This window comes from Paraburkholderia piptadeniae (genome assembly GCF_900007165.1).
Classification (GTDB): Bacteria; Pseudomonadota; Gammaproteobacteria; order Burkholderiales; family Burkholderiaceae; genus Paraburkholderia; species Paraburkholderia piptadeniae.
This window is the reverse complement of record NZ_CYGY02000134.1, coordinates 4,153-16,908: the sequence shown is the minus strand read 5'-3', so window position 1 is coordinate 16,908 and position 12,756 is coordinate 4,153. Positions and strand designations below refer to the sequence as shown.

Sequence of the window (12,756 nt, the reverse complement as noted above, 5' to 3'; positions counted from 1 at the left end):
CCTTCTCACCAGTCGCAACGGATCGAAAGTCAGACTCGCCGTGGTCATGGAGATGAGTGGCTTCAACATCGCCGATCGGCTACATGGCAAGAAGCGCATGGACAGTGTCGAAACAAACCGGTTCACGAAGCGCCTGGGATTGCCAGTTGGCTGGTTAGACAGTCCACGCACGGAAGCCGAGATTCCAGAGTCAGTGTCGCGTATGCTTGCGCCTGCTCCGCGCGGTCGCGCATCCGCTCAACAACATGAGTCGCCTGCGCCAGCAACGAACGATGGCGTACAAGGGAAACTCGTCGACGGGAAGGTGCGCACGAGGCGCGAGCGTGCGACCGCCCTCGATGCATCGGAAAGCCCCGCACCTGTTTCGGCGGACGCCGCGGAAGACAGGGTGGCGATCGTCGTCAGCCCGCGAGCTGATGTCAATGATTCCCCCGACGACCTTGCCAGCCGTTCATTGGACGAAAATGATGAAGCGGTCCCGGCCGCCATAGCTGCACCCTCCGGGTCGCTGCCTGAATCGTTGCCCGTCTCCGCGCATCCGCAGCAAAGTCCGGCTCCACTCCCCTTCACTATCGTGACCAGCCTGGACAATCTCCACGGCATTGCACCGATAGCAGAAGCATTGATCAAGACGCTGGCGGGTAAGGCACGCACGGGTCGACTGGACGAATTGAAAGCCCTGGAACTTTTACAGCAAGCGGTCCTGTTGTAAGTCACTGGCGGCGTCGATCGACCGATCCGTCGTCAGCGCCAGTTCGTCTGGATTGACGCCGGGTTGCATGAGGCCCCAGTGAGATGGGAAATCGCCGTCACCGTGACTCACGAATTTGCACCAACACCCGATGATGCAGCCACGGACGCCGGGAACGACACCTTTTGCGGGGGACGTTGGAGCCGTCCACGTTCAACAGGCGCCAGCGGCTCGACGTTTGCCTGTTATCTGTCTGGTGTTCTCCGTCACGTCATGTTGCCCGCCAGCGGTTTTTATGTCAAATGCGGGCGTTCAACCTGCCGCCCCCTCTGCAAGGCGAACTGGACAGCTTCGGCCAAAGCAGCCGCTGGCGCGACCATCCGCCAACGGCGGCTATGATGAGCTTTGCTGACGTCTGCCAGCGACTAGATCGAATGGCAGTTTTGCTTCCGTTGTGAGGCCAGCAAGCGACCCTGAACGGTGTGTCGCATTTCTCGAAATCGGTCACTGAGACAGCGCTTCCACCTCCGGTGGCCATGACTGCCCAAATCCTAGGCGCCCTCCTCTGAAACCCCATGGTTTTTAACGCTCCCTACGCGAATTGACGCTTTTATTGCGATCCAAAGGTATATAAAAGTGACAACGCGCTCGATCCTTCCCGCGCCACTGCTACATCGGGGTGTTGACAGTTATATTGCGTACTACGCCTCTCGCCGGATGTCGCCCAACCAATTCAGAAAGAATGCCGCCGGTGCGCCGCTCAAAATGGTCAACCATACTTTGCTCGGCTTGGGCCGCGTCGCCAGCCTCCATCGCTAATGTGAACCGCCGAGGAAGGCTCATTGGCATGGCGGGGTCGAGATACCATCCATTCCGGCTCATCTCCAGAAGCGCCGGGCGGACATTTTCTGGATACGACTCTCCAGCGGCCGACACGGCGTCGACACTGCGGGAGATTGCCTCAAGCGGCCCAATCTGCATCTTCTGCAGTTGGCCGAGCAAACGCCCCACGACCCTATCGACGTGAACGTCACCGCACTTTTTGTCTTCGTCGGCGAAGCAGGATAAGCAAACGCGGTTCATTTTCAAGGGGATGCAGATTGTTGAGATTTGGGAGCGCTTCCGTTGCATAAAATGCGAGGTGCGAATTGTATCCAACGCAACGGGCATCGCGTCGTCGGCCCACACGAACGCAGGTCGTCAGCGGTTCGTTGACCGCCTGAACGCCACGGAAGGACGATTAAATCTCCATATCGGTCGGCAGAGGAGACCACGATTTCGCTCGCGATACTGTGTATGGCGCCACCTTCCTGGTCATTTTGGCAGCGATACCTAGTTGAGCCCACTACTTCAGCAGCCTGCTAGACTAGGGCTTGTGGGTCAGGTCAATCCGGTAGAGATGCCAGCGGCGCACCTTCGATGAGCGGCCCTTGACGCGGATGGGGTGGTCGTAGAGCAAGCTGGCCTGCTGATAGCTGGAATGGTCGACTAGGAACATGGCAGCCGCGATGCCGTGCGGCTTGGTGCCGAGCGGAGCGACCGTGGTGTGCGGGTTCTCGTCGTGCCCTTCGGCATGGATCTGCGTCAGCAGGTCGTAGGCACCGCTGACGCTAGACGCCGAGCAGTAGCGAACCGGGTGGAACTGATGTGCATCCAGCGTGTCCACGTTGTTCGCCAGCGCATTCTGCTCCCACCCGGGCGAGTACCCAGGAACGCCCACCACCGCAAACTTCCGCCAGGCCGCCATCTCGGGGTCTTGCTCGAAGATGCCTGCCAGCCGTGAGGACTCGTAGCCGAGCATGGCCACCAGGCGCACGTTGCGATCGGCCAACTGCGCCTGCATCGGCAAGAAAGGTGGCACGCCCGCCACGCGGTGACTGTCGCTGAGGGAAAAGTCGCGCGACCAGGAGGATTCCAGGAAGGTGTCTTTCTCGTAGTCCTTGGGTTCGACGTACAAACAGTCGACGCTGTCTAGGTTGGCGTCCCGTGCAGCGCGCAAGAACTGCAGCACCTCGACCATGCCCAGCGTGGTGGTCTCCAAAACCAGCGAACGAGCCTTGCCAACCAGCTTGGCCAATTCTTTTGGACCCAGCAGGTGGGCGCCCACCCGCAGTCGGTGGGGCTGCTCGACGGTGAACTCAGCCTGGTGCGACTCCTTGGCGGCCGAGTTGACCAACGCGATGGCCACCCTGGAACGCTCGTCGAGGTCAGCGCCGACGAAGGCGAGGTCCCAGCGGAACTCGCCAAACTGGTGCTGCTCGTCCGTCGAAGAGTAGGTTCTGACTCTCACGCTTTGCCTTGATCAAAAAGGGAAAGCTGCTCGCCCTCATCGAGCTTCCAGGTCTTCTGATAGCCCTTGACGAGCATATTCATCTCGTCGCGACTGCCAACCAGTAGCCGCGTGGCGTCGTCAGCCTTGATGTCGAGCTTTCTGCCTTTGTTGTACGAGATTCCGAAGTGAGGTGCAAAAATGGGATTCAGTACGAAATCTGCATAGGAGAGCTTGGTGTCTTTAACCTTGGTCTCCTTTACCTCGAAGAGTACCGACCATTTAATGCACTCGGACAATATCGTGCTGGCCTCCTCACTCAGTTCTCCGCTGGAAACCGAGAAATGCGTTCGCTCTGCTTCACTTTGCGACGGCCTCGCATGTGATAGCCTGAAAATTTGGCCCAGCGTGTTGACCACGTGGAATAGCCGGTTGCCATATTGACCTGAGCCTTGGGTCTCCTTCATAAAAACCGCGCTGGCCGCCCGCGCTGCTGCAGCCTGCAGCTCGGGCTCGATGGGCATGATATCTCCCTCCGCCGTCAGCTCGACATCTAGCATCGCCAAGTGGCAAAGTTCAAGAAAATGGCGAGCATTTTCCCTAGAAATACTAAGGAAAGAATCAAAACCTGCATAAAGGATGCAAGGCTTTTGCTGCGGTAGATACAGGTAGTACAGACAGCCTTGGAAATAGGTATGTGACCAGTCGGCAGTTTTGAACTTCGACGCCTCGCCCAACGCGGCCTTCTCCTGTTCGATCAGCACCATCTTTGGGTCCTTACCTTGATGCAGCAAGGCGCCCGTGCAGACGGATTCGATCGGCACGTCATCGCGCAGGAACAAGTCGGCCCTCAAAGAGTCTTCCGCTCGGCCCAAGACCTCATCTAACTGTTGTTTGAGCTTGTTCCGAAGTCCGCCTTCCTTGAGAACAGATCGAGCGGCTTCGACGCCTCTTCTGCTTGGCAGGATACGACGCGCCGCGTCCACGGTGGCGCGCCTGTAGTCCTCATCCTCTCGACGCTGAGCTAGGTCGGACGGCGAGCACAGCAACTCCGTCGAGATTGCATCGGGGCCAACCTTGAAGCCCTTCTTACGCAGCCTGAAACAGAACAACTCGGCCGCGAAGAGCTGGAAGTCCGCTTCCAAGTGGGCTTCCACGTCAAAAACATTGAAGTCGTGGCTCTGTTGAATCCGTTCTTCACTCAAGGTCTCCCGTGTCGCCATGCCGTTTCTCTTGGTGGCGACGTGAAATACAAGCGGATCTCCCGAATGCTTCAGATACGTGTTAATGATCCGCATCTGATAGGGCAGCAGATTTTCGTATTCGTCCAGAAAAACAAAGAATACGGTGCTACCTAATTGCGGCACCTGCACGCGAATGTCATCGATGAATGCAAGGATGACTTGCTTAAGTGGGAGAAACCTCGGCTTGGCTTCGTCCTCGGGGTTGTTCAGCCACATGGCCAACTGATTGCGCATCCGCTTCACATGAGCAAGCAGCGCTGACGGCTCTACCGGCGCATCGCCGATAAAGTCGGTAAAGCTCGTCAGCTTGACATGCTGGACCTCGTTGAACTCGGCAATGCGATTTGGCAGGGTCAGCGCTTTGAGCGTGGACAGCAGCTCGCCGACAATGATCAGGCACAAGTCATGTTCAAAAGCTTTCTGCCAATCCCCTTCTTCTAGTGCATCCCCCTGGAAAGCGCGGAGGTATCGCGTATCAGCTCGCAGATATAGACCAAGCTGCTTTGGAAGCGTGTCTTTGGTGATTTTCCGCTTGGGACTCAACTGGGTCGCGTGGGACAGATATCGTAACAGGGTCGTCTTTCCGCACCCGCGGCCGCCTTCAAAAACGATGGGCTTACGGATTTCGTCCAGCGACAGTTTGTCAAAATACAGCGGCACTACGAACTCGCCCCAGAGATCGAGTTCCCCCTCCTCGGAGCGGTTCTTCGCGAATGCCTGCGCGGCAGCAAGTTTGTTCATCGATTCACCAACGGGGTCCAATCTTCACTGGCGTACCAGTAGATCGGTAGGGTGTTGTTGGGGGTTCCATGGTCGAAGGCGTAGGTCAGCCCCTGCTCCTCGAAACCGTACGGGCCGATATTCTTCCCTCCGAGGCTGACCTCTTTGGCGATGGCGTCGTAGTCCGCCTTGAGTCGCTCCTCGATCCCGTTCAGCTTGATCCGTGCCAGGCGCTCACCGCCAAAAAAGCCGTGCTGCGGCGTAAGGATCTCACCGGCGATGAATTCGACTCGGGAAAACTCATCCTGGACCTTCTTGATGCCACACGAGTGTGCAGCGATCGTGAGGTACACGATCCGGCATTCGGGCCGTGCGCGCATGACCTCTTCAAAGCCGGTCAGTGTGACAAAGTCGGAGAACTGCTTGCCGCTACCGCAAAAGTCATCCACCAGCACCACAGTGTGGACACTGTTGGGCATCTCTGCCAAGGACTGCGGCCACAGCATCCACTTATCTTGGATTCGCAGCGACTTGGCTAGGCGACGCAGCACGTAAGTGCCCGACTTCGTCGGCGGTTGGTCCAGCCGAATGACCGGCGCAAACCGGATCCCAGGGTCGACGTGCCGTCTGCTCAGGGCCTCGACGACCTCGCCGTCCCATTTGGCTGCCGGGGTCAGCATGGCCGGGCTGCACAAAGCCGCCTTCAGCAACGCTTCGACTTGTCCCTTGCCCCTAAAGATGAAGTTGTCCAGCAGGCACGCACCGAGCAGCTCCTTTTGCCGGGCCACGAACTGGTTGAACCAACTTTCGAAGCGTCCATGGTCCATGCCCTCCCAGGCTCCACAACGGATCAGCTTTTGCACACGCGCCTTGGTGCCGTCAATGAAGAGCCGCTCGTCTCTTTCCATGCTCCTCCCCGAGCAACGTGGGATGTTCTTGCCCACCCCCAACGGACTAGCCTAGCACAGCGGGCAGCGCTAAAGCTCGACAGCCCGGATTGCTTTGATGATCGCGTCGGCAGACATGGTCGGCGACGTCCTCGTGTTCTTCAAGCAGTAAATTCGGAAGCCATTGGGTTCTCACCACGACCTCGATTCCCTTACGTCCCATGATCGCCTGCTGTCCGAGCAGATTCGATCATAGAACATCGTGAACTCATGCAAAGTTACTTCTGGGGCAGAACGATGGAGGCGCGGGCGGGTCTCCGGCGCAGCGCTGGCGCTCTAGCCTAGGCCGGTGGAAGCCGCGAACAAAGGCATCTTCAGCAGTTCCTGCTTGGTGACGACCGAGACGCAGACACCCTTGGTCACGCTGGCCAGCCAGGCGGGGAACGCAGGGTGCATGAATGACTCGATCACCTGCCGTCGAACCGACTCTGGAGCGCGAATGCGTAGCACATGGTCGGTGATGGGGGCGACCCCTCGTTTGACCTCCACGGGCTCCCAGCGCACGCGCGTGCCCGTTCGGCTCAAGAGGATGTCACCCGCCTCGGCCAGCACATCCGCGTCGTCGAAGTCATCGACCGACAGCGGATGCAGCTCGATGCTCGGGCCCGACACGCGGCACAGGTCCGTCGTGTGCAGTACCGCACGCTTCATGCGGTTGGCATCCGCCTTGCAATAGCGGCCACGCGTCACGTCCACGCCGCATTCGCCAAGCGTCGGAGCGCCGGTGAGGCGCAACCCCGCGGCGCTCCAGTACCGCGCATCCAACCGGTCATCATCGGCGACGGACCCGCTGTGAAGAACGGTCTTGCCTTCCATGGGGCTGTAGCGGCTGATCTCGACGTTCGTCGTCGAGCTCAAGGCCGTGTCGATGATCAGCAGCACCGTTGATGCCTCGGTGTCGCGAAACCGCGTGCCTTCGATAGAGATGACCTTGACGACGCCGTACTGGGCCAGCAGCGCGCGGCGGTACGGGCCGTAGAGCACGCCCGACGCGAACGGCGACGGCATCAGCATGGCGACCAGGCCTTGACGCTTGCGCGCCTCGACCAAGGCTCTGGCGAGGAATGCCATCTCCAAGCGCCGGACGCCGTGCCGCGACTCCACGCCTACGAAGGCGGCATCGAGCCATGCGCGATTCTCGTTCGTGGCCCTAGTCGACAGGAACGGAGGGTTGCCGACGACAGCTATCCGCCGGCGCGGCACCTGTCGGAGTGCGGGGAAGCGCGTCGATAGTCCATCGCCGAGACGAAGGCGCAGGCGGCCGTCGGCGGCCTTGGCGCGGATGATCCGCAACTCGTCGCAGTCAATGCCGTGCAGGCTGGCCTGCCGCCATCGGCGCGCGATGGCCAGCAACAGGGCGCCGTCGCCCACCGCCAGATCCACGGCCGAAGTGATGGGCCCACGCAGCTCGCTAGCGATGAGCTTGGCCACTGGCTCCGGGGTCATGTGTTGACCCAGCGTGTCTTTGAACTTGTCGGCTCTACCCATATTTTGATATTATCACCAATATGCCACGTACGCAACGATCCCCGACTGTGTCACAAGCTGTCTCCAAGCGACTCGTCGCTGTGATGGATGAACTGGACCTGTCGATGTCTGCCGCTTCGCGGGCCCTCAACTATAAGAACTCGTCGACGATGCATGCTGTGCGTGCCGGAAAGGTGTTGCCGGACATCTCCCGGCTGACAATGCTCGCCAAGAAGCATGCCGTCAACCTGCACTGGTTGATTACGGGCGAAGGCGAGCGGTACTTCTCCGCAGGGCTGCCTGCCTCCGCTTCGCAATCGAAAATTGATGTTGATATTATCAATAAGGCTCTCCAGTTATCCGAGGCGAAGAAGCGCGCGCTGCTCGTCCTGCTTGAGGCGCAGTAGTGTGTGAGCGGTGCCGAGATTCGCGTCATGCACTTGGATCGAGGCTGACGAGCGCAAACGGGCGTTGGCAACTCCAAACTCCCGTCCGCTATTCATCGGGCGTAGCAACGTCTCAAACCACGCTGGCCAATGCGGCATGTCGCGTTTGAGGTCACTATACCGCACAGCCTTGGCCTCCGGCAGGAGGATCGTTGTGCAGGTCGAGTCCTTGCTAAGGTCACTTCCGAGGGGAAAGGTCAGAGCTGACACAAACCTACAGGTATTCCATGCGCCGCTACGCCCCGTTATTCGCCTATGCAGCCAACGCTCTGTTTCAAAGCGTAAGCGGCGCGGTGGCGAGATGAGCTGCCGACGCGTCAGCCGCTATACGGCGAGCTCACGTTTTTTCCGAAAATGTGTGTCTCGATGACATTATTAAGATAAGTTTTCTTATTTAGAGTCGATGTCGCTTGGCGGACACTGACCATCCACATCGAGCAGAAGTCGAACCCATATGTGGCGTACGTTCAGGCGTCGAGAAGTCACGGCACGATGCGGGGCAGCGGAACGACCTCGGTCGGTGCGGATATACTTTGGGCCATCACACTCCGCAACTGATCTCATGAAAGGAATTAAAATCGCCGACGGTGAAGCCAGGGATCGCCTGATCATCTGGATCCGCCGTCGCATGGAAGAATTTGGTATCTCGATCGAAGCATTGGCCGCTTCGATTAAGCACGACGAGGCGCACCCGCCTCTATACCGCGATGCACGGGGACATGAGTGGAACGGGGTCGGCGACATGCCCGACTGGCTGCTCGCCGCGAAAAACGCCGGCGTTAGTCCTGAATTCTTCCGGATCGAAACAAGGCCGAGCGCATCGACGCCAATTGCAACGCAACCCACAGTAGCTCAGGCAACCGTCGATCCTCGCCAGCTCGATCTTTTCAACGCAACGTGATCGCCACGCTCCGCAGTGCATCTGGGTATTCAGCACCACCGGGACTGACAGGGTGTGCTACGACATATCTGCCGGGTCGTTCTCAGGAACAGGCGAACTCGCGGTTCCTGCAAGAAACTGCCTGAGACGTTTCTCCGCGTGAATGACCTTGTGGAGCGGTGCGCTCGCGAGTTGCGAATCGTGTAGCGCGAGGAGGCGCTCGAAAACAGAAACAGTATCCTCCGCGAGCACCCATTCATCCGACACGTGCGCTAGTTCCAGCGCAGCCTCCACAGCATATTCCGCTGTCTTGAAGCTCCCGACGGGTTCCTTCCCGTAACCTTCCTGCTGAAGAAACCACGCCATATATACGGTCCTCATCAGTTCGTTAAACAGATGCCGGTTCCCGTGACCATCCCTGCAGGCGACGAGAGCAAGATGAGAAGACAGTGACTGTTCGCGCACAGACGCCTCTGCCATCGGCAATAACATTGCCTTCGTGAGGTGCTTCCGGGATCCGGAAGCACTGGTCCCGCGTCGCTTTGAACTCATTTCGTGTATCAATGCAAGTGTCACTGCAGTCATTCTAGCGAAATAATTCTATCGCGCCGGCAAATGCAGGCTTGCATTCACATGCGAAAATGTACTGCTCGCGCAGGTAGTATCCGCGCCTCGAATATTCATCGATCGAGAGCGTGACGCGAGCATATCGGCGTCAGACTGTGTCGCTCAGTATTCGAAACCGGCATGTCACATCGCACCTCTCCAGGAGAACAGGCGGATGACGAAGACAATCAGGTACGGCCTGTTCTTTCTGGCAATGGGATCGCCCGCGTTTGCCGGCGCGCGCTACGTTGAAGTATGGAATCCACCCGAAGCGCACAGTGCAATGCAGTCGCGACAATCCATCTACAAGACGCCGAAGCATCGACGCGCGGGTGTCCGCATTGCGCACCACGGGTTGCGTCACCGGGTCGTCGCGGCGGCGCCAGGCCCGAAAGCATCCGTCACGGCCGTCGAGCACCGCGCTCATGAGCCGCGGTATGAAGAAATTCCGCGCCAGATGACACCTGAGGGCAATGTGCTTCGCGTCGATGGACGTCGCGCACGGGCTGAGGTCGAACGCTGATGCGAAGCGAAAAACACAAGGGCTACACGCTCTGGGGACATGCCATCCTCCAGCAGAAGGAAAGTTCACAGCGCGAACGCTACGCTGCCAGCGGCACGATCACGCTGGACAACAAGGTCGTTGAAGCTTCGGGTGTACTCGGCGAGTTCGGCACGGAAGACGAGGCAGAGCTGGCCGGGCTCAGATGGGCGCGCGCATGGGTGGATAGTTTCAACTGATGTGCCGCCCGTCGTCCCGTCGCCCTTCTCATAGACGCCGTCATCCTTGACGGGATCCCCGAGCAGGAACCAGCAGTGCTTCTAACGATGCTGTCACGGAAACGCGATTATGCACGGCAGAATAGCAGCCCCTGAGCTCACCCTGCCCGCTCGCCGGCGCGACGGGTACGCCGATCATGCGGTATGAGAGCTCGATGTGCGCCGTATCCAGCTACCCGTCCGCGTAGCGCTCATATCGCGTCTCGCGCTCGACGAGCAATCGGGCGATCACGCGACGATCCGTTTTGTTGCGATCCATGACCTCGAGAACGAGCACACGGGGCTTCTTTCCCGGACCTTCATTGATTTCCAGTGTCGGTAACATTCCCGCTCCAGCGACAGGTCATCTGATTGCTGCAACGATAGCGCAGAAGTCGTCCACCTGGATCCGGCCCATGTTGAATTCCCGAATGCCTTTCGCGTCGCGCAGCGCGATCGCCGCACGGTTCAGGCTATCGCGTAACTGCTCCGCATCACGCATCCCTGGCAAACGCCAGTGCGGGTTGTTCGAGTCGCTGGTCAGCGCGATCACGATGCCGATCCCGAACGGTCGCTGCCACCACGGATGCAGCGACGTCACATCCTGGATGCGGAAGAGCTCAAGGCTCTCGACCCGCCGGCTGAAAATGCCCTGACGGCAGGTAATTCGCGCGGCGTCGATGATGATTTCCGTGCAGGCGTTCGCAGGTACGCGAGCACGACACTCGCCGCTATGACCACCAACGCAATCAGGAGCGCATACCACGGCACGGGCCAACGGGTTGCCGCGTACAGAAAGGCGGCGAATACGATGATCGCGCCAACGACGCCTTTGAGATACGCAGGCAGATTCACGACCTGCGACGGCGTACCGCTGAAAATGATCTCTTCGACGACAGTCACAGCACGTTCGCGGTTCACGGTTGCAAGCCGGGGCATTCGATTCCTCTTGGGTGGATGGTTCATTGTTCGACGTCGGGTCCGCTGGCGGGCCCGCTCTCCTGACCGGTAGTGGGACCGCTAGCGGAACCGGGATCGGACACATCGGGATCATTAGGCAGCTGGGTGTCCCCATTTGGGGTGGGCGGATCGCGACCGACAGGTAGTTGCGTTTCACGTACTGTCTTGCGTAGCTCGTCACGCTCCCAGGCGTCGCGCTCGCGCTGCCCCGCCCGGCGTTCATCTGCTTCGGCATCGAGCTCGGCAAGTCGGATCTGGCGGATGTGCTCCAGCTCCGGCTGTTCAAACACGATACGCATGCGGGTGTCAGCGGCCACCCGTGCCGCTGCCGCCTGGAAAGCCTCGGGACCGGACAGCGATAGCGTGGCGCCGAACTTCTGCTGCGCGAAACGCAGCGCGATCTCGATTGCTTCGCGTTCGCTATCCCATAACCGCAACGTGCGCCCCTCGTCGACGAGGAACGCCGCGCCATCCTTGTGGTAGTCAACCTCACCGGTCGGCCGCACCTCGTACGTGATTGACGGTCCGTGGTAGATCAGTTCGTTGTGGTCAGCGTGAGGCCTTGGCCCTGGACCGGGCAAGGGTCCATTGAAGGTCAGAATGTTTTCGTCGTCCGCACGCCGGAGCAGCTGGAGGACCTGCTGCATGCGTCGCAGTTCACGTAGCGCCCGTGTGTCACCAGCCTGCGCGCGCTCCTGCAGAAAATCCCGGTACTGGTCGGTGACTGGTTGCCGCCCTGCACCTTTGAGCGCGTCACGTTCCTTTGCGATACGATCGCGTAGCGCAGCCTCGGACTCAAGGCGCGTCACGCGTGCGGCTGACAGTTGATCTCGCCGCTCGAGTGCAGACAGATCCCTGCGATCCGTCAAGGTGCTGCGAGCCTTGTAGAAGACTGCCTTGATCGCACCACGCTGGTTCTTCTCGCGCTGGGTCTGCTCATCCCACGCGCGGCGCAGCCCGTCGCGATACGCGGTACGCCACTGCTGGAATTCAACCCACAGGTCACGCTCAGGCGTATGACGCGGCGCATGCCCGGGGCTGCGTCCGGTCTGCGCACGATACGTGCCGCGTAACAGTTGTGCGGCCTCCGCCCAGGAGAGACTCATCTCTTTGGTCAGGAAGTCGGACACGTTCAGATTGCGTGCACCGGCGCGGATACGGTCACCTCCGTCGGCGCCCTTGCCGATGCTGTACTTGTCAACGATCAGCCCATGCGAATGCGCCAGTGCGGCGAGCAACCGGCTCGCATCAAGTGTCGCCCGGATCTCCGCAAACTTCGTGCGCTCGCTTCGGGTACTGCGCGACTCCACGAGGTCCCGTGCAAACTGGTCGCGAACGGTATCGGCTTTCCGGCCGGTCGATGGCCTCGCGCGCGAGTTGAAGGTGGCGGCGATCTCATTGACCTCGCGCGCTGCTAGATCAAAGGGAAGCGACCCGACCGCATCCAGTGATGGGACATCCGTGAGATGGCGGATGGAGTCGTTCGGACCGAAATCCTTCGGCACCTGTCCACCGCCGAAGGCAGGATTCAGCCCGAACGGCTCACCCGGTTGTCCGCGATCGTCAAACGGTCCACCGGCCCGCATGAATTTGTCAGCGGCCGTTGCCGTCAGCTGCGCCCGACCCGCATCGTCCGCCGTGTCCCACACGCCGTACATGCGCGCGGTGATTACGTCGAGCAGCGACGGATTGCCTGGGGCTAACCGGCCTCTTCCCGCTCGCTCGCGATCGCCAGTCCATCGCAATTCGTCAATTCGGTCGGCTTGG

12 protein-coding genes and 1 pseudogene are annotated in these 12,756 nt (G+C 59.7%); 5 read left to right on the top strand and 8 right to left on the bottom strand.

What is annotated here, in order from left to right; all coding sequences use genetic code 11:
- A pseudogene (locus BN2476_RS42585) lies at positions 1-712 on the top strand (hypothetical protein); the annotation flags it as partial.
- 648 nt (positions 713-1,360) lie between these two features.
- On the opposite strand, the gene BN2476_RS42580 reads toward BN2476_RS42585, so the two are convergent.
- The 5 genes from BN2476_RS42580 to BN2476_RS42560 form a co-directional block, all read right to left on the bottom strand.
- The gene (locus BN2476_RS42580) at positions 1,361-1,879 is read right to left on the bottom strand and encodes a hypothetical protein (RefSeq protein WP_143811213.1); all 519 of its coding nucleotides are present in this window, start codon (positions 1,877-1,879) and stop codon (positions 1,361-1,363) included.
- Positions 1,880-2,057: 178 nt separating this feature from the next.
- A complete protein-coding gene (locus BN2476_RS42575) occupies positions 2,058-2,981 on the bottom strand; it encodes a hypothetical protein (protein ID WP_087740133.1) in 924 nt (307 codons plus the stop codon).
- Positions 2,978-4,945, bottom strand: coding sequence for an ORC-CDC6 family AAA ATPase (locus BN2476_RS42570; RefSeq protein WP_087740132.1), 1,968 nt, complete (start codon positions 4,943-4,945; stop codon positions 2,978-2,980). Before BN2476_RS42570 ends, BN2476_RS42575 begins: the two co-directional genes overlap by 4 nt.
- Positions 4,942-5,832: a phosphoribosyltransferase-like protein gene (locus BN2476_RS42565; protein ID WP_143811212.1), complete on the bottom strand. Its 891-nt coding sequence runs from the start codon at positions 5,830-5,832 to the stop codon at positions 4,942-4,944. Before BN2476_RS42565 ends, BN2476_RS42570 begins: the two co-directional genes overlap by 4 nt.
- Before the next feature lie 315 nt (positions 5,833-6,147).
- Positions 6,148-7,359 carry an N-6 DNA methylase gene (locus BN2476_RS42560; protein WP_143811211.1) on the bottom strand — a complete coding sequence of 404 codons (1,212 nt, stop codon included), beginning with the start codon at positions 7,357-7,359 and terminating at the stop codon, positions 6,148-6,150.
- A gap of 83 nt (positions 7,360-7,442) precedes the next feature.
- Here BN2476_RS42560 and BN2476_RS42555 point away from each other — a divergent pair, with 83 nt between their 5' ends.
- Positions 7,443-7,745, top strand: a complete 303-nt coding sequence (locus tag BN2476_RS42555; protein WP_143811210.1) for a hypothetical protein — start codon at positions 7,443-7,445, stop codon at positions 7,743-7,745.
- A gap of 601 nt (positions 7,746-8,346) precedes the next feature.
- A complete protein-coding gene (locus tag BN2476_RS42550) occupies positions 8,347-8,685 on the top strand; it encodes an H-NS family nucleoid-associated regulatory protein (RefSeq protein WP_087740128.1) in 339 nt (112 codons plus the stop codon).
- Between the two features lie 57 nt (positions 8,686-8,742).
- On the opposite strand, the gene BN2476_RS42545 is transcribed toward BN2476_RS42550, so the two are convergent.
- Positions 8,743-9,030 (bottom strand): hypothetical protein, encoded by a 288-nt coding sequence (locus tag BN2476_RS42545; protein WP_227747148.1) that lies wholly within the window; start codon positions 9,028-9,030, stop codon positions 8,743-8,745.
- 415 nt (positions 9,031-9,445) lie between these two features.
- Between BN2476_RS42545 and BN2476_RS42540 the strand changes: the two genes are divergently transcribed.
- Positions 9,446-9,793, top strand: coding sequence for a hypothetical protein (locus BN2476_RS42540; RefSeq protein WP_227747147.1), 348 nt, complete (start codon positions 9,446-9,448; stop codon positions 9,791-9,793).
- Positions 9,793-10,011 carry a DUF6566 family protein gene (locus BN2476_RS42535; protein WP_087740127.1) on the top strand — a complete coding sequence of 73 codons (219 nt, stop codon included), beginning with the start codon at positions 9,793-9,795 and terminating at the stop codon, positions 10,009-10,011. The genes BN2476_RS42540 and BN2476_RS42535 overlap by 1 nt, the downstream gene beginning before the upstream one ends.
- Positions 10,012-10,393: 382 nt before the next feature.
- Here the strand turns inward: BN2476_RS42535 and BN2476_RS42530 are convergent, their stop codons facing one another.
- Positions 10,394-10,807 (bottom strand): PH domain-containing protein, encoded by a 414-nt coding sequence (locus BN2476_RS42530; RefSeq protein ID WP_227747146.1) that lies wholly within the window; start codon positions 10,805-10,807, stop codon positions 10,394-10,396.
- Positions 10,808-10,991: 184 nt separating this feature from the next.
- Positions 10,992-12,756 (bottom strand): LPD7 domain-containing protein (locus tag BN2476_RS49020; protein WP_328590449.1); only part of this gene is annotated, 1,765 nt, incomplete at its 5' end.

Coding starts and splice junctions, on each gene's coding strand:
- BN2476_RS42570 (WP_087740132.1), bottom strand. CDS start 4,945: ATGAACAAACTTGCTGCCGCGCAGGCATTCGCGAAGAACCGCTCCGAG.
- BN2476_RS42565 (WP_143811212.1), bottom strand. CDS start 5,832: ATGGAAAGAGACGAGCGGCTCTTCATTGACGGCACCAAGGCGCGTGTG.
- BN2476_RS42560 (WP_143811211.1), bottom strand. CDS start 7,359: ATGGGTAGAGCCGACAAGTTCAAAGACACGCTGGGTCAACACATGACC.
- BN2476_RS42555 (WP_143811210.1), top strand. CDS start 7,443: ATGGATGAACTGGACCTGTCGATGTCTGCCGCTTCGCGGGCCCTCAAC.
- BN2476_RS42550 (WP_087740128.1), top strand. CDS start 8,347: ATGAAAGGAATTAAAATCGCCGACGGTGAAGCCAGGGATCGCCTGATC.
- BN2476_RS42545 (WP_227747148.1), bottom strand. CDS start 9,030: ATGGCGTGGTTTCTTCAGCAGGAAGGTTACGGGAAGGAACCCGTCGGG.
- BN2476_RS42540 (WP_227747147.1), top strand. CDS start 9,446: ATGACGAAGACAATCAGGTACGGCCTGTTCTTTCTGGCAATGGGATCG.
- BN2476_RS42535 (WP_087740127.1), top strand. CDS start 9,793: ATGCGAAGCGAAAAACACAAGGGCTACACGCTCTGGGGACATGCCATC.